We start from the raw sequence: 21,107 nt of genomic DNA, 5'->3' as shown, positions 1-21,107 counted from the left end.
CCAGTCCCTGTGGCTCATTTTATGAATATAATCTTGCTTTTATCTCTTCTGCTTTAGCATAGATAGCATCAATATCTTCGCCAATATTGAACTTGCCGTTTTCGTATCTGATGACGCCGCCGATCATGGTCATGATGACGTTTTCTTTGCTACCACTATATACAATGTTCTTTTCGATGTTGTTGATTGGCTGCATGTTAGGTCTCATAAGATCAAGCATGATAATGTCAGCTTTTTTACCAGGAGCAAGAACGTCACAGTCATTAAGTCCCATGGCCTTAGCGCCGTTAACTGTGGCCATCTTAAGAACTTCCTTGGCATCTACGCTGGAGGCATCCATGTTCTTAACCTTGGCAAGTCCTGTAACCAGGAACATCTCCCTGAACATATCAAGACAGTTGTTGCTGGCTGGTCCATCAGTTCCGATGGCAACAGGGATTCCTGCCTCAAGATACTCCTTAATAGGTGCAATACCACTGGCAAGCTTAAGGTTAGAGCCAGGGTTTGTTACTACGTAAAGTCCCCTCTTTTTCATGATCTCTCTGTCGTGATCATTGGTCCATACAAGGTGGTATCCACCTCCGCCGTAATCAAACAGACCAAGACTGTCAAAGAATTCGATAGGAGTCATGCCATATCTTTCGATACACTCCTTGGTCTCAGACTCAGTCTCCTGAATGTGAGCCCAGAAAGGTGCCTTATACTTATGGGTAAGCTTGGCACACTCCTCTAAAAGCTCCTTAGAGCAGGTATATTCTGCGTGAACACCAAGGATAAAGGAGTTAAACTCATCCTTACCATTGATATCTGTATAATACTTTTCAAGCAGTTCTACGCTCTGGCTGAAATTGTTGACACAGCTGGTCTGAACACATCTAAAGCCGCAATCTCTAAAGGAATCTGCCACGGTAAAAGGTGTCAGATACATCTCAAATGCAGCTGTGATACCACTTGATAAATACTCCAAAATCGCAATCTTGGATAAATGATAAATATCTTCCCCAGTCATCTTAGCTTCTATTGGGAAAATCTGTGTATTAAGCCAATCAGAAAGTGGCAGATCATCAGCCTTTGATCTCATTAAGGTCATGGCTGAATGGGTGTGGGCATTTTTAAATCCGGGCATGAGTAAGTTCTTTTTACAATCTATCTCTCTGTCCCAAATAAGGATCTGATCCGGATGGTCGTTGCAGTAAGACCTGCCTTCTTCCTCTGTCCCCACAAAGATTATCTCATCCTTAACTACCCAAACCTCGCCAACAAAAATCTCTCTATCTGGCTCCATAGTAAGAATTCTTGCGTTAAAAAATCTAGTTCTCATACCATTCTCCCATAAAATATCTATGCATATGCCATAAACAGCATATGCATAGTAATAGTCATTAAACGCTTATTAGAAAGCTTTGATAGATTCAGTTACAAGCTTAGTAAATAAAGGAGCTGCCTTGTCAGCTGCCTCCTGAACCTCTTCGTGACAAAGAGGCTGATCGCTGATACCTGCAGCAAGATTACTGATGCAGGAAACACCGCAAACCTTAAGTCCCATGTGGTTAGCTGCGATAGCTTCTACAACAGTGCTCATACCAACAGCTGAAGCGCCAAGACCCTTAAGCATTCTAATCTCAGCTGGAGACTCGAAAGAAGGACCTGTAAGCTGTGCGTAAACACCTTCCTTAAGCTCTATGCCGTTATCTGAAGCAACCTTTCTGATGGTATCTGCAAGGTCCTTCTTATAAACTTCAGACATATCTGGGAAGCGTGGTCCAAGCTCCTCAAGGTTAGCACCAATAAGTGGATTAGGTGCAAAGCAGGAAATGTGATCTGTGATAAGCATAAGGTCTCCTGCCTTAAATCCATCTCCCATACCGCCTGCAGCGTTTGTAAGGAAAAGGATCTTAGCTCCCATCATGCCCATGAGCCTTGCTGGAAGTACAACATCTCCAATATCATAGCCCTCATAGTAGTGAACACGGCCCTTCATACAAACAACCTTAACATCTCCAACGTAGCCGAAGATAAACTTGCCTGCGTGACCTGGAACTGTAGATACAGGGAATCCTGGAATATCCTTATACTCTATCTCACACTCAATCTTAATGTTCTCAGCGTAGTTACCAAGGCCTGAACCAAGGACCAAAGCCACCTCTGGAACAAAATCTGTCTTTTCTCTTACAGCCTTTAAGCATGACTGTAACTTCTCATATCTGGAATTACTCATTTCTATCCTCCAAACTTATTTCATCCTCTGATTGTACCATAGTTCCATCCCCTATGACTATGGTTCCATGAATAATTGGCTGAACCATATCAACCATGGCATTCTCAATAACGTATTTAAGACCGCCCTTGTAGAACTTCTCAATAAGCTTGGATTCTATGGATCCAAGACTTTCCGGGGAAAGTCCATTAATTGTATTCATCAGCATGTCAGCTCCCGGATTTTCAAGGAATCTGACTTCGATGGCCTTGGGAACTGCAGGATGAATAAATGTGGCCTTCCCATCTTCCCTATCAAGGGCGTCATTTTCAAAGTAGATGTTGATGGATCTTCCGCAGGCTTCTTCCATGAAGCATATATCATTTCTTATGACGAACCTGTTGTATTCATCTGTCTGGCAAAAAGAACTAACGGTAACCCTGTACTTTTCTCCATGCATGTTGATCATGCTGATATATCTTTTGCCGCCAAAGCCACATCTAAGGCTATAGATCTGATCTCCCTCATAGAGCTCTATAAAGAAGCTGTTATTGTCGCCTTTTCTAAAGCCGATCTTGCTGATTCCATCCGTGAAATTATTATGGACTATCTGCATCATAAGAGGGAATACGCCTACTCCGCTGACATCCATCTTATACTTTGTTCCATCCAGTTTATCAAGCCACATGGCTCTTAACTGGTTTTCATTTCTTACGTTGTAGGCATTTACATAGTCTTTGAAGGTGCTTCTCTTATTAACGTCTACATTTACAGAACTTGGTCTTGGTCTTCCTGTGGTCATCTTAACGCAGCGTCTCTTCCAGCCTCCACCAGAAATTGTCGGAAAAGCAGCTGTTCTGCCGCTAACGGATTTGCAGATGGCCTTAAGCTCATTAAGAGCCTTGAAATCCTCTGGCAATGGCTCGTCAGATACCACCAGATCATTCTTCATGGCATTCCTTATCTTCATGGCCATTTTACTGGTCTCAAAGATATCGCTGTTACCTGCGTTGGTTACCACCACCATATCAACATCAGGATATACAAACACGTTCTGACCAAGGATTCCGTTGTAAGCAAAGGAACCCTTTCTGTCATCGTTTACCCAAATCTGATAGCCATAGTGCTCATCTGTGTCGTTTGAAGTCTCTATCTGCCAGGAGGTGGACTCTTTTACCCAGTCTTCAGGAACGATCTGCTTACCCTTCCACTGGCCCTTTTGAAGATACAACTGGCCAAGCTTAGCCATATCCTCGGCCCTGATAAACAGACCCCAGCCGCCCTTTGTTATATGCTTAGGGCAGCTTTCCCAGAAGATTCGCTTAATTCCCATAGGTTCAAAAATTCTCTCCCTGCAGTACTCAAACAAAGTCTCCCCAGTAACCTCTGTTACTATGGCAGAAAGCATATAGGTGTTCATGCTGTTGTAATCAAATTTGGTTCCGGGCTCGAATTTTGAGCCAGATTCAAGAAAGCTCTTTTTCCAGTCATTACCACTGACTATGCCAGCCTCGTTAAAGTCCGAGCCGCTGGACATGGTAAGCAGGTGTCTGACTGTAATATCCTTTTTAAGAAATGAAAGGATTCCTCCAGAGCTAAAGATTTCGCTTAGCTTAGTATCAAGGGTAAGCTTTTCCTCATAAATAAGGATTCCGATGGCCATTCCCACTATGCTCTTACACATGGAATAGGAAACGTGCCAGTAATTAAGGTCATAGGGTTCAAAGGCGCACTCAGCGATGACCTTACCATGGCGAAGGGCCATGAACTTGTGCATATTACAATCCTTATCCCTTGACAGTGACCTGATCAGGTCCGTAAAAAAAGCAGAACTTACGCCCTGGGATTCAGGACTACTCCTTTCAAGTGCCTGCTCAAGAAATACAGTCCCCTGCTCAAATTCAGGTTTCTGCGGATAGTAATCAACCTTACTTATTTCCCCAGTTTCTTTACTAACAAGCTTAAGAAGTAGTTCTCCCACGGAAAGTTCTGCTCGTGCCATTAAATGTCCTCCTAAAAGAAAGATATTTAATCGTATTTAAGGGCTCTCATGGAATTAAGTATTGCAAGGACTGCAACGCCAACATCGCCAAATACAGCAAGCCACATGGTTGTAAGTCCCAGTGCTCCAAGAATAAGGATTGCAATCTTAACAGTAAGAGCGAATACGATATTCTCTTTAACGATTCTAAGAGTCTTGCGGGCAATCTTGATAACAGATGGGATCTTGCGAAGATCATCGTCCATAATTACGATGTCTGCAGCCTCAATAGCTGCGTCTGATCCAAGGGATCCCATGGCAATTCCAACATCAGCTCTCATAAGTACAGGAGCATCATTAATGCCATCACCAACAAATGCAAGCTTACTGTTATTATCCTCTTCTGAAAGCATTTTTTCAACCTGAGTGACTTTATCAGCTGGAAGAAGCTCGTAGTGTGTCTCGTCAATTCCAACCTTCTTGGCAGTGAAAAGTGCTGCATTCTTACGGTCTCCTGTAAGAAGAACTGTTTTGTCAACTCCGGCCTTTTTGATATTAGCTATGGCGTCTACTACGCCGTCCTTAATAACATCTGAGATAACGATACAACCAAGGTATTTGCCATCAAGAGCAACATACACTGTAGTTCCAGGGCTGTCGATCTCAGAATACTCGATATTATTTGCTAAAAGAGCTTTGCCATTTCCAAGAATAAGCTCTTTTCCATCATAAACAGTAGTGATACCGTGACCAGCCACTTCTTTGGTAGATGCTTCATCTACAAGGCTCTGATCAACTGCATAGCCCTTCTGCTCGTAGGCTTCCTTAATGGATCTTGCGATTGGGTGATTGGATAAGGCTTCACCATGGGCAGCGATCTTAAGAAGCTGTGTCTTAAGGTCATTATCACCGGATAAAGAGCTATCTATACCAGAATTGTCAGCAAGAACAATGTCAGTTACCTTAAACTCGCCCTTTGTGATGGTTCCGGTCTTGTCAAAAACGATGGTATCTATAAGGGATGCTGCCTCTAAGAAGTTACTGCCCTTTACAAGGACACCGATCTTGGAAGAAGCACCAATTCCTCCGAAAAATCCCAGAGGAACTGAAATCACAAGTGCGCATGGGCAGGAAACAATAAGGAAAATGCAGGCTCTTCTGATACTATCCATAAAAGAGATTCCTGTTGCAAATGGAAGAACCACTGCAAGAAGGACCGCACCGATTGTAACTACAGGTGTGTAGTATCTGGCAAATCTGGTGATGAAGTTCTCCATTCTGGACTTCTTGTTGCTGGCATTCTCTACAAGCTCCAAGATCTTGGCTACTGTAGAATCCTCGTAGGCCTTAATAGCTCTAACCTTGAGAACTCCGTCCTGGTTAACGCAGCCGCTTATGATATCATCTCCAGCTACAACCTTTCTAGGAACTGACTCACCGGTAAGGGCTGCTGTATCAATAAAGGATTCGCCCTCCACAACCACTGCGTCTACAGGAACCTTTTCACCGGCTCTGATCTGAAGAATATCGCCAACGCTTACTTCCTCAGGATCCACCTCCTCAACAGTTCCATCTTCCCTTACAATATTGGCTATCTCTGGCGCAATACTCATCATTTCTGTGATGGACTGTCTGCTCTTACCTACTGCATAACTCTGGAAAAGCTCACCAACCTGGTAGAAAAGCATTACAGCCAGGGCTTCAGAATACTCGCCAATACCAAAGGCTCCGAAGGTTGCGATCATCATAAGGAAGTTCTCATCAAATACCTGGCCGTGGCTGATATTGATGGCAGCCTTCTTGATTACATCGTAGCCAATGATGATATAAGGAATAAGATAAATCACAAGCTGAAGATACCATGGAACCGGCTCAAGAACGCCTGTCTTATCTAGTATTAGAAGTGCAAAGAACATGATCAGCACAACTATTATTCTGTTTCTGACTTTTTTTTGTTTCTTGGTCATAGTAACACGCTTTCTGTTGCGACTTGTTAAAGCGGTTTAAATTGCGTCACAACACTAAATATAGAAAAATAGAACTATCAGACTTCGATCTCGCAGTCTGGCTCAACCTTCTTGCAAGCCTTAACTGCCTTCTCAAGAACTTCTGCATATACAGCATCGTCTGCCTCAAGCATGAATTTCTGAGTCATGAAGTTAACTCTTGCATCTGTTACGCCTTCAATCTTCTTAACAGCCTCTTCCATCTTAGCTGCACAGTTAGCACAATCTACCTCACATTTGTATGTCTTTTTCATAGTTTTGTTCTCCTTTTTCTTTATATATTTTGATTGTCATGGCTTAAGTTACTAAATAAACCAGGTCATGACCCAATAATTAACAAAAAAGCTTTCGTTCATCACTCATTGATATGAGTAATACCTTGATTGATGATGGTTCTTACATGATCGTCAGCTAGGAAGTATATGATTGACTTACCCTCACGTCTATTTCCCACAAGTCTTGACTGCTTAAGAACCTTAAGCTGGTGGGAAATAGCTGACTGAGTCATGTTAAGAGTGTCTGCAATGTCACATACACACATCTCTGATTCAAAAAGCGCAAACAGGATCTTAATCCTGGTGGAATCGCCAAAGACCTTAAAAAGCTCTGCAAGATCATAAAGCTTATCATCATCTGGCATATCCTGATGAATCTTATTGGCAAAATGGATGTGAACGTGCTTCTCTTCACACTGTTCTACGTCGTTTAAAGCCATATATGAACCTCCTTCCGAAGAATCTTAGATTTTCATTTCAACATATGAACGATTGTTCATATGTTGAATATAAACCTATTGTTTCTATTTGTCAACATATCCTTTTGTTTTTTTTCATAAAATAAAAATCCCCCGAAGAACAGCTTTATTTGCTCTCTTCGGAGGATTTAATAATTCAGTTATAGTTCTTTTTCCTATGTAACTGATCAGCCTACATACATAAGCTCATCAAAGTATTCATCTACTGATGTTCCATCGATAGCTGCAGGATATTCATAGGATGTATAAGTAATTCTAACTACGCTTCCATCCTCAAGCTGAACATCAACGTAGCTCTTTCCATCTGTTGCAACAGGAACTACTGTTGTTCCAGGAGCTATTGGCGAGCTTTCTGATGTAGCCTTTCCGTCCACAACCTTAACAGCAGGAACTTCCTTCTTAGCCACGATTTTGTCTGTAGCAACCATTCCAAAGTCGCATACATCATCGTTTTCTACAGGCATTCCATCAGCACCAACGCTGTATAAGTTGTAATACTGGAAGGATCCAAGGGCTTCTCCCACATGGCCAAGAAGCATGTTATCTGGATCTGTAAGGCATGGCTCTCCGCTAAAGTCCTGATCCTGATAATCAATATAAATATCGTGGAACCAGTCAGAACCACAAAGCTTAACATCACCACCAGTTATATCAAAGGCCACAAGGGAAGTAAAATCATTAAACTCACTAAAGATTATGTAGATGTACTCTCTACCATCCTTGGTATAAATGTGGTAGCAGTCACCATAATAATCCTCGGCATAGATGTCCGCATCCACTGATGCCTCTTTATCTCCATTTACAAGGGTAATTGATGAAGCATAAGTGTGCTCTTCATCCTCATAGGCAAGTTCAAATCTCATGCCTTCAATTTCGTTCTTGTACTCATAGTCCTTACCACATACAGGAATCACCTCATGATTGATATAACCCTGGTCAGGAACAAGCTTGTATTCATCAGCAATTACGCCCTCATCATATCCAAATACAACATCAAAGGCTCCGCTGGCATAGTCAGCAATGTCATAAGGGTTAAATACAATATGAACGCCCTGATAATCAAAATAGAAGATGTACTCTGTTTCCCAGTCTTCAGCTCCACTACTTACATCCTTACTTGAGTCAGGTTCAAACTTATAATGGCTTAAATACTCATCAACATAGTCAGAGCTAGATCCTCTTTCATTAAACTCAACAGAGAGCTTATCCTTAAGCTTAGAAGCAAATTCATCCTCAGAAATAGTAAATACGTTAGAAAGAGCTATCTTTTCACCAGTTTCTACAAGGTAACTATCGCCATAAGTAGCATAGTATCCATGAGCACCGCCGGAATAGGTCTCATAGGATGAGCAAATACTTACGATCTTGGAATCAGCTCTTGAAATGTAGTCGTATTGATTATCTACGTATGCAGGGAAAGAAGCTTCATCTCCGCTTTCTGCCATGGACTGATACTGCTCAGTGGCATCAGAATACATGGTATTACTATAATCGCCGAAGTTCTTGATACCCTCCTGTGCTCTGTCCATAAGGGCATCGTAAAGGCCTGGATAAGCTCCTTTATCAGCTTCCCTTAAAAGAACCCAGGAATGAGTCATCTGAGTAAGATTCACATAATTGTCATCCTCAGAATATCTGTAATCGTAGCGGTAGACATTCTTATATACTGGTAGTGCTGAGCTTACTATATCTACAATATCTTCTGTATAATCAAATTCTGATGTTCCCTCTGAGGATACATCACCTGCATTATCTGCGTTATCACCCACATTCTCTACAGATAACCCAGTGTCTGCCTCATCTTTTGCAAATGGATTAGTAAAAGAGCAGCCTGTGAGAAGCACAGCGCACAGTCCCATCGCAATAATTCTTGTCTTTTTCATAATTCCTCCTGTTTAAAAAACTAGTAATAATAACAACACTGATAATTATGGCCACTTCATGCACATATTGCAAGAAGTGGCCATAAATAAGCACTGACTATATATCTGTATAGATGTTTCTATTTCTTATTTTCAGGAAGATTCAGCTGACTTCCGGTTCTTGAAAGATTAACACAATGAACAAACCTATAGGCTTTTTCAGATTGTGCCTGGGTGATTCCAAATAGTTTTTTACCCTTACTATAAAAGCCATACTCACCTGACATAGGGTTATTTCTTATCTCATCAATTGCCTCAACATCAAAGGTCTTTTTTCTTCCAAGAAAGTTTCTGAAGGTAATCTTATTATCCTTTAGGGTAATCTTTGTAAGCAGGAAATACAAAGTAAAATAAAGGGATGCAATAACAAATAAAAGCATGAATAGTCCTAGCACAGCACCAGCTATGTCCTTATCCTGCATGTATGCTCCATATCCTATCAAAAGGAAAAACACAGTAAAAATTCCAAAGAGTATACCTGCAAATTTAGAGTAATGTATCTCTTCTTCATAGGTTTCTTTCTTTGAAAGCTCTCTGTCTATTACCTTAATAAGGCCTTCACTTCCGGAATCATTGCCATAAAGTCCAATGCCCTCCCACTGACCGTCATCATTTTCTGCAGCCTTTATTACGCCGCATACATCAGCGATTATAAGAGCATATCTCTTTCCATTTTGAGAATAATATAGCGCTATAGAGCCCTCAGAATAATCATCAAAGAAGTCTCCTGGCTCAACGTCCTTAATCTGATATCTGTCCTTGTAGTGCTCTTTTACCTTAGAAATAGCGAATTTACTGTCACTACTAAGTACATGGGGCTTAAGATTAAGAACAGGCGTAATACTGGATAAAAGATCAAAAAGCATATTGTACGTAGTAAGAAATTCCTTTTCCTTAAAAGTTAGGTAATGTGAATCTCCACTATTCATGATGATAAATAAGGTATACATCTCATCATCATGTTTTAAATAATCTAAGGCTTTGATTTCTTTTAAACAAACGTACTTTAGAGGCCAGTCAAAAGCACATATCATCATTTGAGAGCCCACATAAATCTTGAACTTCTCAATATATTTAACTGTCTCTTTCTTAAATTCCTCTTTAAGCGCACGTCCTTCACTGGTTTTAAGGACCATCCTTGCAACTTTTTTTGATATCAATCCCAGAATCAGATCGTAAAGGGTTTTGATAAAGTAAGCAAAACACGCAAAGAAAAAAATAAGGGCAAGATTGTCGTTTATAGGGCCAGTCAGAACAAATAAAACCAGCGTTATTATAAAGATCAGTAAAGAAATCCAAAACTTTTTCCAAGGTTTTTTAATTACCTTGTCTATATTTTTATCAAAATACAACATTAGCGTCTCTCTTTGATAATGCGTCTTCATCCTTAAAAAACTCAAGTGGTGTAACATTCTTCATAGACGCTACGATTGAGCTTGGGAATACGACGATAGCCTGGTTAAACTGAGTTACATTTGAGTTATACATTCTCTTGGCAGCTGCGAAATGTTCGTTCTCATCAGCAATCTGCTTCTGAAGTGTAACCATTACTTCCTGTGACTTAAGCTCTGGGAACTGTTCTGCAAGAGCAAGAAGGCCCTTCTGAGCCTTATCCTGAAGGCTGCTCTGCTCAGAAAGCTCACTGATAGTCATGTTTGAATGAATCTCATGGATCTTTGAAAAGATCTCATCCTCATGGCTCATAAATTTCTTGGCTACCTCTAAAGAGTTCATGATAACGTCATATCTTTTTACCATGTAAATCTCAATATCGGCCTTAGCCTGGTCTGTAGCAATCTTAATCTTCTCAATTCTGTTGCTGATACCTACAAAATAGATCACAGCAATAATCATAACTAAAATCAAAAAACTAAATAAAAAACCCATCATTATTATCTCCCAATTATATAGTTCTTTCTCTTTCTGTACTCTTTGATATCGCAAAGGCAATATCATTAAGACTTTCAATCAGTTCGTTAAGATTATTTCTAGCCTCTAAGAATGGATTATCTCCAATATCAGAAATCTTAGAAGGTACAAAAATAAATTTATCCTTCTGGTTAAAAGACACATAAAGAGTATCAGCAGTAATAGTAAGAGCGAAAGTTCCATACTTAGCTCTAAAAGCCTGCAATTTCTCAATTACATAAGCATTAAGAACATAGAAGCCTGTATGCTGATCACTTGCAAATACTTCAAAGTTCTCGTCAAAGGTTACTGATCCTGTCTCAATCTTCTCAGGAGTAATCGGTGTATTTTTCCTGACGAAGGTAGTCTCCTTCTTAACTACAAGTAAATTCAGAGGTTTAGATGCTATAACTCTGACAACTCCCTGTATATTGGTAGGAGTCTTGTACTTAACAACTGTTCCCCTAAAGGTTACTACTGTAGAAGAATTACCATCTGAATCTGTATCAGTATGCTCACAAAGTAGTGAAAAGTTCTCAAGTTCATGTTCATCATTAGAAACCAGATGGTTAGTTACATACTCATCATCATCTCTGGTGATAAGTCCTAAATCAAAATAGGAATCCAGGGTAATGTACTTCTCATTGTAAGTAAACTCAGCATTTGGGAAGACCTGTCTGGCCATGGGCTCAACTATGGTCTTTCCATACTCATCCATAGCGCTATTCTTTATTTTTAGTCCAATAAAAAGCAGAAGCACACCAATCGCCACAACTGGAATAATTAGCAAAAAGGTATGGTATACCAACATAAATGGTATTACTATGAACGGCGATACAAAGCCTACTATCCTAAGAAACTTGGCGAGAGCAAGTTTTCCCTTGATCCCGCCAATATCTGCTGAATTACCTGAGATTCCATTATATTCGTTATAATCAGAACTCATGTTAACTCCTTAAAACTCTGCTGTTACTTTCTTGTAAGACTTCTTACCCTTACGAACCATGATGCCTTCAGCAAATGTATCCTTGGTATAAGTTGTCTTAACGTCAGATACCTTCTCCTCATTGAAGGTTACGCCGCCCTGCTCAACAGCACGTCTTGCCTCACTTCTTGTAGCGCAAAGGCCGCTTGAAACAAGTACCTGAAGGATATCGATAACTCCATCTCTGAAGTCCTCTGCCTTAAGTGATGTAGCTGGCACACTTGCCATATCTCCGCCACCTGCAAAAAGAGCTCTTGCAGCATCCTGAGCCTTCTGAGCTTCCTCTTTACCATGTACAAGGGCTGTAAGCTCGAATGCAAGGATTTCCTTCTTCTCGTTGATTCTTGAATCATCCCACTTCTCCATCTCAAGGATCTCTTCGATAGGGATGAATGTAAGCATCTTGATACACTTATCTACGTCAGCATCGCCAACGTTTCTCCAGTACTGGTAGAAGTCGAATGGTGATGTCTTGTTAGGATCAAGCCATACTGCATTTCCAGCTGTCTTACCCATCTTCTTACCCTGCGAATCTGTAAGAAGTGTGATTGTCATAGCATGAGCATCCTTACCAAGCTTACGACGGATAAGCTCTGTACCACCAAGCATATTGCTCCACTGATCATCTCCGCCGAACTCAAGGTTACAATCATACTTCTGGAACATGTAATAGAAGTCGTAGGACTGCATGATCATGTAGTTAAACTCAAGGAATGAAAGACCCTTCTCCATTCTCTGCTTGTAGCACTCAGCACGAAGCATGTTGTTAACTGAGAAGCATGCACCAACCTCTCTAAGAAGCTCGATGTAGTTAAGGTTCATAAGCCAGTCTGCGTTATTAACCATAAGTGCTTTTCCATCTGAGAAGTCAATGAACTTCTCCATCTGTCTCTTGAAGCACTCTGCGTTGTGATCGATGTCTTCTCTTGTAAGCATCTTACGCATATCTGTTCTTCCTGATGGATCACCGATCATGGTTGTACCACCACCGATAAGTGCGATTGGCTTATTGCCTGCTTCCTGAAGTCTCTTCATAAGAGTAAGAGCCATGAAGTGACCAGCTGTAAGTGAATCAGCTGTACAGTCAAAGCCGATGTAGAAAGTTGCCTTTCCGTTGTTTACAAGGTCTCTGATCTGCTCTTCATCTGTAACCTGAGCAATGAGGCCTCTTGCCTTAAGTTCTTCAAATATCTGCATAATGCACCTCCAAATAATTGTTGCGGAAAATAAAAAGCCCTCCGCAACCATAATAGTTGCGAAGGACGAATAATTCGTGTTACCACCTTCATTCACACATGATTCGCATCATGCGCCTCAGCAAGTACGACCATTACTGGCGATACTCTTATGATATAACGGTCATCCCCGTCAGAACATATTAGTTCAAAAGAACGTTCCGCTCTGCAGCTCACGGAGGTATTCATCATCGCTCTTAACATACGCCTCTCACCAACCGGCAATTCTCTGTTGTCAGCCTGCGATTCTTACTTATTCCGATCATCGCTTTTTAATATACTCATAAATTTTAATTTTATACCAATATTATGTCAAGCACTTCTTGGTATAATAATCAACTAAATCAATTAGCCTTCTCAAGATACTCTCTGTTATTCTGCTCAAGCTTAGACATCATATAAGTGCTTCCTTTGATATTCTGGCTCTGAACATTTCCTCCCTTATGAAACCTTCTCTGAATCATTTTCTAAATTCTTGAAATACTCTTTATTCTCTTCTGTATATCCTACTTTGATATCAGGATTCTTCTTAATGATATTGTCCAAAATCTCATTAACGATAACTGTATTCTGATTTGGCTTAGAGAATCTGATAATAACCTGCTTACCAATATCCCTGCCATATACAGTAGCTCCGATATTATCGTGATAGTTGGCATTCTCTAAACCGATTATGCTTCCATAAACCCACTCAATATCCTTATACTTGGCAAAAAAGGTATCTACATCATTACCAGTTGTGGCTCCATGATACCTGCCTGAATGAAGCTTAACAATAAAGCTGTCTGTTAGATACAGATTCTGAGGATATATCTTAGTGCTAGGTCTATCAAGCTCATCCTCAATTCTCTCAAAATCAACATCTGAGAATACTTTAAGATTATTAATAAATCCAATAAGTCTTGTTATTCCTGCAAAGAACAAAAATACAGAACCTATGGCAAGCACAACTACCAGCTGGCTCCATTCCTTCATAAGGCCTGTTAATACTGCATTCTTGCCAGGATTACTGATGTCATACCAAAGAAGACCAAATATCAAAACACCAACCACAAAGGAACCAAGTATTTCCAAGCGCATCTTAGCCATGTTCCACTTAAGTCTTCTTGAAGTAATTCTGTTTCTTGCTCTTAAAAATGATACCTGATTAGCTCTGTAATCCTCGTTGCTTTCGATATCTACTGGTTCTCTTATGCCAAGAGATTTTCTTATCATTTTAGCTACAGTTGCTATCAAAAGAACTATTCCAGCAAATAAGAACAGTACACATGCTATAAACTCAGCAATCTTCTGCACTTTGTAATGAGTAAGTGTCTCAGATTTAAGAACAGTCATCCTTATGTTGTAGTTATCAGCTGTAACTCCGCACTGCTGAAGGTAATCAATATATGAATCCCTGACATCCTTGCTTTCACTATCAAGACTCTTAGCCTGAGCACTGATAGCAAGAGGATTAGCAGAAAGTGCGTTTGTTACACCATCAATATAATCCCATGTGTCGCCTTCAATCTCATCAAGAGCCTTAGCCTCTTTATCCTTTGATACATCTAATGCCACAAAGGAATTATCATCAAGCCAGACTACATAATAATAGTCCTGGACATCCTTGCCCTCTGACATGGTGCCAAAGCAGCCAAGACAACCATCAATGTTGAGACTGTAATAGCCTTCATTAATTTCACCATCATTTTCAAAAATGACATCAGAATAACTCTGGAATCCTCCAGAAAGCGCACCCTTGATGTAAGGCCATTCCTTGTAGTAATCGATGTAGAGCATAAATGATGATAAAGCAATGAAAAATACGGAAAATAGAATTAACCAGAAACTACCCTTTGTACTTTTTTTCATCCCCAACTCTCTCCCAATAGAAATATAATAAACATCCAAATTATAACAGATTACTTCATATAAAAAAAATTGTTTTTTATCAAAACGTGTAAAATCTGATAATATAGCATAGACGGTATAATTTTCAGACTATATGAGGAGAAAAAATATGAAAAAAAAGACAGTTCTTTTACCATGTATTCTTGCATCTGTACTGGTTATGTCTACTGGATGCAACAGCACCGGCGAAGTCACAGATACTAATAACGAAAGCACCGGCGATGTAACTAAAGACACCACCGCAGGCGAAGCTTCTTCTTTATTTGAGCAGGTTGAAAACGCTAAAGAAGATCAGGCTCCATCCGGAACCTATGCTGTTACCTGTACTGAGGAGTTCGATGAAGATGAAATAACCTATGAGATTTCATATACCTTCTGTGATGATCATACCGGAATCTTCAGTTGCCAGGACTTTGTAGAGTTTACCTGGGATGAAGACAGCATCAATTTTGAATCCTATGAGACTCCATATACATTAGATGGCGATACCTTAATCATTGAAGAAGATGGTACTAAATCAGAGTTCCCAAAAAGAGTAAGCGATGATCCGCTACTTAATGGAGATTTCTCATCATTAGCAGGAAGTTACAAAGCTACTGATTTTACAAATGATGGCTATGGCGGAGGAGAAGCTCTTAACGACCTTGTTCTTGGAAGCGATGGTTCTGTATCAGGAGGTAATCCAACCTACTCAGTAGACTTCTTTCCTGCTGGCGCACCAAAGCTTGTTACAAAAACCAATATTGGCACCTATATGTGTGTAGTAACACCGGATGCATACTATACAATATATCCAGAGGGTGTTGCTCAGCTGATCTATACAGAGGATGAAGCCTACTCATATCTTGTGGATTCAGTTTATATCAACTGCTTTGTGTTTGACGGCGGAGTTATGGATACCATCTACTATCTGGAAAAATAAACTCTTGCAAATTAAAACTATATGGGCTATTATCAAGAAAAATAAATGTTTGTGCAGAGTAGACGTCTAAGCGTTAAGTGCCTGGTGAACAGGGAGTTGTCATCGGGACGAAGGAATTGTCCGCGGTTTAGGTGTCGCATCCCGCTGCTACATCTTTGGTATGTCTGTTTATGACCTCCGATGTGGTGAAGGAAACTGCAAAGGAGGTTAATTTTATGGAAAAAAATCAGCAAAAATCAAATCTTTTTAGTCGTGAGCGCCTTTCCTACAAATCAATTGAACACCTTGGAAACGTTAGAGTCCTTACATTCTGCGGAATGATGGGTGCTCTTGCAGTTATTCTCAGTTCTGTTGCTACTATCAGAATTGGCGATTTTCTTCGTATAGGATTTGCCAATATTCCTAATCAGATTGTAGCTTTTCTATTTGGACCATGGGTAGCAATGATATTTGGAGGAGCCATGGATATTGTTAAATTCATAGTCCACCCAGATGGTGCTTTTAATTTTGCTTACACAATAGTTGCTATGGTTGGCGGACTTATTTATGGTTTCTTTTTATACAAAAGGAAAATCAGCGTTATAAACGTTCTTTGTGCTGAATTGTTTGTTAAAATCATTTGCAACCTTGGAATGAACTCATTCCTTATCATCATCACAACAGGAAAGGCCTTTAATGCTATCATGCCTGCAAGAGTCATCTCAAATGCCGGTAAGCTCCCAGCAGACGTAGCAATCATGCTGCTGCTCCTTCCTGTAATCAATAAAGTTGTAAAGCCTCAGCTTGAAAACAATAGCTCAAAGAAAAGTGCAGACGACAAGTCAACAAAAACAATGGAAATCACAAAAGGATAATACGTAATAAAACAGCTCCCTTACCATTCAAGGGAGCTGTTTTCTATTCTTTTATCTCGTTCCATTAGTTCTTTTAACGCATCCTCAGGCTTCTTGCCTTCAAAGAGAATCTCGTTAACTTCCTGAACAATTGGCATATCTACTTCATATTTCTTGGCTAGTTGAAGTGCAGCCTTAGCACTGTACACACCCTCAACTACCATCTTAACCTCATCCATGGCTTCCTGGTAGGACTTACCCTGACCAATAAGGATTCCGGCACGGCGGTTACGGGAATGCATTGATGCGCAAGTTACGATGAGATCACCGATTCCAGATAAACCGCTAAAGGTCTCAAGCTTACCGCCCATGGCCATTCCAAGTCTGCTCATCTCGGCGATTCCTCTGGTAATAAGAGCAGCTTTTGCATTATCGCCAAGACCATAGCCATCAGCCATTCCGGCAGCCAGCGCAATTACATTCTTAAGAGCTGCGCCAATCTCGATACCAAGCATATCGGGACTTGTATAAACTCTGAAAGCACCGTTCATAAACACATTCTGAACAGTTCTTGCTACGTCTTTATCAAAAGCTCCTACAACAATTGTGGTAGGAAGAGCCTTTCCAACCTCCTCTGCATGGGATGGTCCGGAAAGAACACATACATTACTTCCAGGTATAACATCAAGGATAACGTCTGACATAACCATAAGTGTATCCTCTTCAATACCCTTAGAGCAGTTAACAATTATCTGCTCTCCATCTGGATCAATGTATGGAGCAAATAGCTTGACTGTTTCCCTCATATGAGCTGAAGGAACAACCACTACGATCATATCTTTTCCAGATACAGCCTTTTCCATATCACAGGTATATTCAACTGATTCTGGTAACTTAACGCCTGGAAGCTTATCCTCGTTACCGTGATAGCTCTTTAGCTTATCAACTGTAGACTGACTTCTTGACCAGATAGTAACATCATGGCCATTTGTTGTAAGTACGTACGCAAGAGCGATTCCCCAGCTACCTGCGCCGATAATTCCGATTTGTTTACCCACGTTTTCCCCTCAATTAATCAATTTTGTTCTTCTTAAATATATATGTCTTACGCTCTTTGCCTGACATAAGCTTCTTAATATTGGATCTGTGCTGGTAAAATGCCAAAGCTGTAAGGATAAAGGCAACTATATACATCTCAATCCTTATACTCTGTGGCATAAGGTCAATTCCAATACCAAAAAGGCCTGTCTGGCCCTCAACAATAAGCTGAATAAAGAAACATGTATAAAGGCAAAGGCTTCCAAGAGAAACGAAATGTGTAATGTTAAATGGAATAAGGAATCCAAGCATTCCAACAATCACAAAGGTCCAATGCATAGCGATAATGTATCCGCTGGTAACTGCAATTCCCTTGCCACCCTTGAACTTAAGAAATACAGGAAAGTCATGGCCAAGAACACAGCCAGCTGCTGTATAGATCCTAAGAAGATAATTGTAACTAGTGTAAACCTCGTCCCCAAGAACATTCTTAAATACAAGGCTTGTGATAACGATGGCCAGGATACATTTGATCATATCGCCAAATAAAACTGTAAATCCTGCCTTCGCACCAAGAACACGAAGTGTATTGGTAGTCCCTGCGTTTCCGCTTCCCACATTCCTTATATCAACGCCCTTTAACTTACAGTAAAGAACTGCTGTCTGGAATGTACCAAAAATATAGCCCACCAGGATACAAATTATCCTAACTCCCAACATGTTCATTTTTTGTCCTCTTTTCTCTCCCTGATAATGAATCTAAGCGGTGTGCCCTTAAATCCAAAGGCCTCACGAATCTGGTTCTCGATATATCTTGTATAACTAAAGTGCATAAGCTTCTTATCATTTACAAAGATAACAAAGGTTGGTGGCTTAACAGATGCCTGTGTGATGTAAAAGAGCTTAAGAATCTTACCCTTATCACTTGGTGGCTGCTGCATTACAACTGCCTGTGTCATAATCTCGTTAAGTACACCTGTTGAAACTCTAAGAGAGTGGCTCTCATTGACCATATCGATCATATCATAGAGCTTAACAAGCCTCTGACCTGTCTCAGCGGAAATAAAAATGATCTCTGCATAGTTCATGAATGCCAGAGTGTTTCTGATATCCTTAGTGAACTCTTTAACTGAGTGGTTGTCCTTCTCAATAAGATCCCATTTATTAACGGCGATAATAACAGCCTTTCCGCTTTCATGGGCAATACCAGCAATCTTGGCATCCTGTTCTGTGACACCTTCCTCTGCATTGATAACAAGAACTGCGATGTCAGCTCTTTCTACAGCTCCTACAGTTCTAAGGATCATGTAGTGCTCAAGCTCGTCCTTGATCTTGTTCTTTCTGCGAAGTCCTGCTGTATCAATAAATGTGTACTTCTTACCGTTATATTTAACCTCTGTATCAATGGCATCTCTTGTAGTACCAGCGATATCAGATACGATAAGTCTGTTCTCACCGATGAGCTTGTTGATGATAGAGGACTTACCTACGTTAGGCTTACCAATAATTGCGATCTTAACATTGTCATCCTCTTCCTCATTGGTTGAATCCTTAACGAAGTGGCTTACTACCTCCTCAAGAAGGTCACCAATACCCTGCTTGTTAATTGCAGAAATTGGGAAAGGCTCGCCAATTCCAAGGTTGTAGAACTCGTATACATCCATGGAATCTCTATTAAAGTTATCTACCTTGTTGACACAAAGAACTACTGGCTTACCAGATCTGCGGAGCATATCCGCAACTTTGGAATCAGAATCAGTAAGTCCCTGCTTAACGTCTACCATGAAGATGATTACGTCAGCAGTATCAATAGCAATCTGGGCCTGATCTCTCATCTGTGAAAGAATGATATCCTTGGTATCTGGCTCAATACCACCAGTATCAATAAGAGTGAAGCTGTGATTAAGCCACTCTACATCCTGATAAATTCTGTCTCTTGTTACGCCTGGCTTGTCCTGAACGATAGCAATTCTGCTACCAGCCAGTGCATTAAATAGTGTGGATTTACCAACATTTGGTCTTCCTACCACTGCTACAATGTTTTTTCTACTCATTATTAACTCCCATCAAAAGGTCAGCCAGATCGTGCCCATCGCACTTGGATATGCCAACCTTAACATTTAGTTCCCTTTCAATATCAGATATCTTCACGTCATCAAGAAGATAATCCTCGCCGCTTCTTAAGAGGTTCTCAGGTAAGATAAGTTTCTCTCCAAGCTCCTTGTCCTTTAGCTGCTTGATTATGTCCTGACCTGTAAGAAGTCCGGAAACTGTGATCCTTTCGCCAAAAAACTCATTGATTATCTCATAAACCCTTACATTTAGTAAAGGGCAAACTTCCATTGCTTTATCCGCAAGCTCTTTTATCACAGGATACACAAGGCGTCCAGTGGCCAAAGAAATCTCTCTTTTATAATTCTTAAGGTGCTCAGGATAATTCTCAAGGATATACTGATATTCCTCTTCAAACTCATCCAGTAAAAGACGTATCATTCCTACGCCATTCTCAAGCTGGATATAGCCATCATAGCGCTCCGCCTCTGGGAAAGGTCTTCCAGCCAGGAAGTACCACTCGTCACTTGCATGAATAAAGTGGATTCCATGCTCATCGTATACCTTCTTCTGCCAGCTCTCGATCATGTCGATAACCTTCTCAGCATCCTCTTTATTAAATGGCTCCAAAGGATACAGTCCGTCTCTGTACTTGGAAAGGCCAACGGGAACCACAGATACACTCTGAAGGTTAGGAATATACTTGGTCATATCCCTTATGGACCTTTCAAGCTCAGCTCCATCGTTGACATTCTTACAAAGTACAATCTGACCGTTAAGCTCGATACCAGATCCATCGGCGCAGAGTCTGTCCACCTTTTTAAGAGCATCGCCAGCGAAACGATTTCCAAGCATTTTGCACCTTAGTTCAGGATTGGTTGTCTGAAACGAAACGTTGATTGGTGATAGATGATACTTAAGTATTCTGTCGATATCTGCATCTGACATATTAGTCAGCGTAACGTAATTTCCCTGCAAAAAAGAAAGTCTTGAATCGTCGTCTTTAAAATATAGGGTATCTCTCATACCCTTAGGCATCTGGTCTATAAAGCAAAATATACAGTTATTGGAACATCTTCGGTAATCATCCATGAGGCCATTTTCAAATTCTATTCCAAGGTCCTCATCAAAGTCCTTGTCGATGTCCAGAAGCCACTGCTCTCCATCCGCCTTTTCAATTAATACATCCAGGTGATCATCCTGGACTAGATACTGAAAATCAAATATATCTTCAATATCCTGATCGTTGATCTTAAGGAGTTTATCTCCTACTTCAATATTAAGTTCTTCTGCTATGCTTCCCTCGTCTACGCGAGAGATAACGTGTCCTTTACTACTTTTCATAATCTTTAGTATAACATGAAATCGCTTGACGTGTCAGTAT

General features: G+C 40.5%; 18 protein-coding genes, 1 riboswitch and 1 other annotated feature. Of the genes, 2 read left to right on the top strand and 16 right to left on the bottom strand.

Going from position 1 to position 21,107, the window contains the following annotated elements:
• Positions 1-19 precede the first annotated feature (19 nt).
• The 12 genes from T541_RS0102240 to T541_RS0102180 form a co-directional block, all read right to left on the bottom strand.
• Positions 20-1,321, bottom strand: coding sequence for an amidohydrolase (locus T541_RS0102240; protein WP_026651151.1), 1,302 nt, complete (start codon positions 1,319-1,321; stop codon positions 20-22).
• A 72-nt stretch (positions 1,322-1,393) separates the two neighbouring features.
• Positions 1,394-2,218: a purine-nucleoside phosphorylase gene (locus T541_RS0102235; protein ID WP_026651150.1), complete on the bottom strand. Its 825-nt coding sequence runs from the start codon at positions 2,216-2,218 to the stop codon at positions 1,394-1,396.
• Positions 2,211-4,199 carry a serine hydrolase domain-containing protein gene (locus T541_RS18595; RefSeq protein WP_051538049.1) on the bottom strand — a complete coding sequence of 663 codons (1,989 nt, stop codon included), beginning with the start codon at positions 4,197-4,199 and terminating at the stop codon, positions 2,211-2,213. Before T541_RS18595 ends, T541_RS0102235 begins: the two co-directional genes overlap by 8 nt.
• Before the next feature lie 26 nt (positions 4,200-4,225).
• Positions 4,226-6,145 (bottom strand): heavy metal translocating P-type ATPase, encoded by a 1,920-nt coding sequence (locus tag T541_RS0102225; protein WP_026651149.1) that lies wholly within the window; start codon positions 6,143-6,145, stop codon positions 4,226-4,228.
• 77 nt (positions 6,146-6,222) lie between these two features.
• On the bottom strand, positions 6,223-6,438 hold the full coding sequence (locus T541_RS0102220) for a cation transporter (protein WP_026651148.1): 216 nt from the start codon (positions 6,436-6,438) through the stop codon (positions 6,223-6,225).
• 101 nt (positions 6,439-6,539) lie between these two features.
• Positions 6,540-6,899 carry an ArsR/SmtB family transcription factor gene (locus tag T541_RS0102215; protein ID WP_026651147.1) on the bottom strand — a complete coding sequence of 120 codons (360 nt, stop codon included), beginning with the start codon at positions 6,897-6,899 and terminating at the stop codon, positions 6,540-6,542.
• A 206-nt stretch (positions 6,900-7,105) separates the two neighbouring features.
• A complete protein-coding gene (locus T541_RS0102210) occupies positions 7,106-8,821 on the bottom strand; it encodes an RsiV family protein (protein WP_026651146.1) in 1,716 nt (571 codons plus the stop codon).
• A gap of 119 nt (positions 8,822-8,940) precedes the next feature.
• Positions 8,941-9,996 (bottom strand): DUF6560 family protein, encoded by a 1,056-nt coding sequence (locus tag T541_RS0102205; protein WP_155839447.1) that lies wholly within the window; start codon positions 9,994-9,996, stop codon positions 8,941-8,943.
• A 205-nt stretch (positions 9,997-10,201) separates the two neighbouring features.
• On the bottom strand, positions 10,202-10,750 hold the full coding sequence (locus T541_RS18590; protein ID WP_051538048.1) for a LemA family protein: 549 nt from the start codon (positions 10,748-10,750) through the stop codon (positions 10,202-10,204).
• A 13-nt stretch (positions 10,751-10,763) separates the two neighbouring features.
• On the bottom strand, positions 10,764-11,714 hold the full coding sequence (locus tag T541_RS0102195; protein ID WP_026651144.1) for a DUF3137 domain-containing protein: 951 nt from the start codon (positions 11,712-11,714) through the stop codon (positions 10,764-10,766).
• A gap of 9 nt (positions 11,715-11,723) precedes the next feature.
• The gene (gene tyrS, locus T541_RS0102190; RefSeq protein WP_026651143.1) at positions 11,724-12,950 is read right to left on the bottom strand and encodes a tyrosine--tRNA ligase; all 1,227 of its coding nucleotides are present in this window, start codon (positions 12,948-12,950) and stop codon (positions 11,724-11,726) included.
• Positions 12,951-13,008: 58 nt separating this feature from the next.
• Positions 13,009-13,263: a binding site (T-box leader), on the bottom strand.
• 166 nt (positions 13,264-13,429) lie between these two features.
• The gene (locus T541_RS0102180; RefSeq protein WP_026651142.1) at positions 13,430-14,839 is read right to left on the bottom strand and encodes a DUF6709 family protein; all 1,410 of its coding nucleotides are present in this window, start codon (positions 14,837-14,839) and stop codon (positions 13,430-13,432) included.
• A gap of 148 nt (positions 14,840-14,987) precedes the next feature.
• On the opposite strand from T541_RS0102180, the gene T541_RS0102175 reads away from it, so the two are divergent.
• Positions 14,988-15,800, top strand: a complete 813-nt coding sequence (locus T541_RS0102175) for a hypothetical protein (RefSeq protein ID WP_026651141.1) — start codon at positions 14,988-14,990, stop codon at positions 15,798-15,800.
• A gap of 52 nt (positions 15,801-15,852) precedes the next feature.
• Positions 15,853-15,949, top strand: a riboswitch (THF riboswitch).
• A gap of 66 nt (positions 15,950-16,015) precedes the next feature.
• Positions 16,016-16,654, top strand: a complete 639-nt coding sequence (locus T541_RS18585) for a folate family ECF transporter S component (protein WP_051538047.1) — start codon at positions 16,016-16,018, stop codon at positions 16,652-16,654.
• Positions 16,655-16,674: 20 nt separating this feature from the next.
• On the opposite strand, the gene T541_RS0102165 is transcribed toward T541_RS18585, so the two are convergent.
• Genes T541_RS0102165 through T541_RS0102150 form a run of 4 tightly spaced genes read right to left on the bottom strand, consistent with a single transcriptional unit; the run spans position 16,675 to position 21,067 of the window.
• The gene (locus tag T541_RS0102165; protein ID WP_026651140.1) at positions 16,675-17,691 is read right to left on the bottom strand and encodes an NAD(P)H-dependent glycerol-3-phosphate dehydrogenase; all 1,017 of its coding nucleotides are present in this window, start codon (positions 17,689-17,691) and stop codon (positions 16,675-16,677) included.
• Between the two features lie 13 nt (positions 17,692-17,704).
• The gene (plsY, locus tag T541_RS0102160) at positions 17,705-18,397 is read right to left on the bottom strand and encodes a glycerol-3-phosphate 1-O-acyltransferase PlsY (protein WP_242840738.1); all 693 of its coding nucleotides are present in this window, start codon (positions 18,395-18,397) and stop codon (positions 17,705-17,707) included.
• Positions 18,394-19,725 (bottom strand): ribosome biogenesis GTPase Der, encoded by a 1,332-nt coding sequence (der, locus tag T541_RS0102155; RefSeq protein ID WP_026651138.1) that lies wholly within the window; start codon positions 19,723-19,725, stop codon positions 18,394-18,396. Before der ends, plsY begins: the two co-directional genes overlap by 4 nt.
• Entirely contained in the window at positions 19,718-21,067 is a 1,350-nt protein-coding gene (locus tag T541_RS0102150) for a DUF512 domain-containing protein (RefSeq protein WP_026651137.1), read from the bottom strand. Before T541_RS0102150 ends, der begins: the two co-directional genes overlap by 8 nt.
• Positions 21,068-21,107: the final 40 nt, after the last annotated feature.

Origin of the sequence: Butyrivibrio proteoclasticus P6B7, from assembly GCF_000622085.1 — a bacterium.
GTDB lineage: Bacteria > Bacillota > Clostridia > Lachnospirales > Lachnospiraceae > Butyrivibrio > Butyrivibrio proteoclasticus_A.
Note: the sequence above shows the minus strand (reverse complement) of the source record. Positions and strands in the feature narration are given on the sequence as shown.

Bases quoted from the DNA above. Each gene is read 5' to 3' on its own strand.
- T541_RS0102205 (WP_155839447.1), bottom strand. From the start codon at position 9,996: ATGGTCCTTAAAACCAGTGAAGGACGTGCGCTTAAAGAGGAATTTAAG.
- T541_RS18585 (WP_051538047.1), top strand. From the start codon at position 16,016: ATGGAAAAAAATCAGCAAAAATCAAATCTTTTTAGTCGTGAGCGCCTT.
- T541_RS0102215 (WP_026651147.1), bottom strand. From the start codon at position 6,899: ATGGCTTTAAACGACGTAGAACAGTGTGAAGAGAAGCACGTTCACATC.
- T541_RS18590 (WP_051538048.1), bottom strand. From the start codon at position 10,750: ATGATGGGTTTTTTATTTAGTTTTTTGATTTTAGTTATGATTATTGCT.
- T541_RS0102180 (WP_026651142.1), bottom strand. From the start codon at position 14,839: ATGAAAAAAAGTACAAAGGGTAGTTTCTGGTTAATTCTATTTTCCGTA.
- T541_RS0102225 (WP_026651149.1), bottom strand. From the start codon at position 6,145: ATGACCAAGAAACAAAAAAAAGTCAGAAACAGAATAATAGTTGTGCTG.
- T541_RS0102220 (WP_026651148.1), bottom strand. From the start codon at position 6,438: ATGAAAAAGACATACAAATGTGAGGTAGATTGTGCTAACTGTGCAGCT.
- plsY (WP_242840738.1), bottom strand. From the start codon at position 18,397: ATGAACATGTTGGGAGTTAGGATAATTTGTATCCTGGTGGGCTATATT.
- T541_RS18595 (WP_051538049.1), bottom strand. From the start codon at position 4,199: ATGGCACGAGCAGAACTTTCCGTGGGAGAACTACTTCTTAAGCTTGTT.
- T541_RS0102175 (WP_026651141.1), top strand. From the start codon at position 14,988: ATGAAAAAAAAGACAGTTCTTTTACCATGTATTCTTGCATCTGTACTG.
- der (WP_026651138.1), bottom strand. From the start codon at position 19,725: ATGAGTAGAAAAAACATTGTAGCAGTGGTAGGAAGACCAAATGTTGGT.
- T541_RS0102210 (WP_026651146.1), bottom strand. From the start codon at position 8,821: ATGAAAAAGACAAGAATTATTGCGATGGGACTGTGCGCTGTGCTTCTC.
- T541_RS0102150 (WP_026651137.1), bottom strand. From the start codon at position 21,067: ATGAAAAGTAGTAAAGGACACGTTATCTCTCGCGTAGACGAGGGAAGC.
- T541_RS0102195 (WP_026651144.1), bottom strand. From the start codon at position 11,714: ATGAGTTCTGATTATAACGAATATAATGGAATCTCAGGTAATTCAGCA.
- T541_RS0102240 (WP_026651151.1), bottom strand. From the start codon at position 1,321: ATGAGAACTAGATTTTTTAACGCAAGAATTCTTACTATGGAGCCAGAT.
- tyrS (WP_026651143.1), bottom strand. From the start codon at position 12,950: ATGCAGATATTTGAAGAACTTAAGGCAAGAGGCCTCATTGCTCAGGTT.
- T541_RS0102235 (WP_026651150.1), bottom strand. From the start codon at position 2,218: ATGAGTAATTCCAGATATGAGAAGTTACAGTCATGCTTAAAGGCTGTA.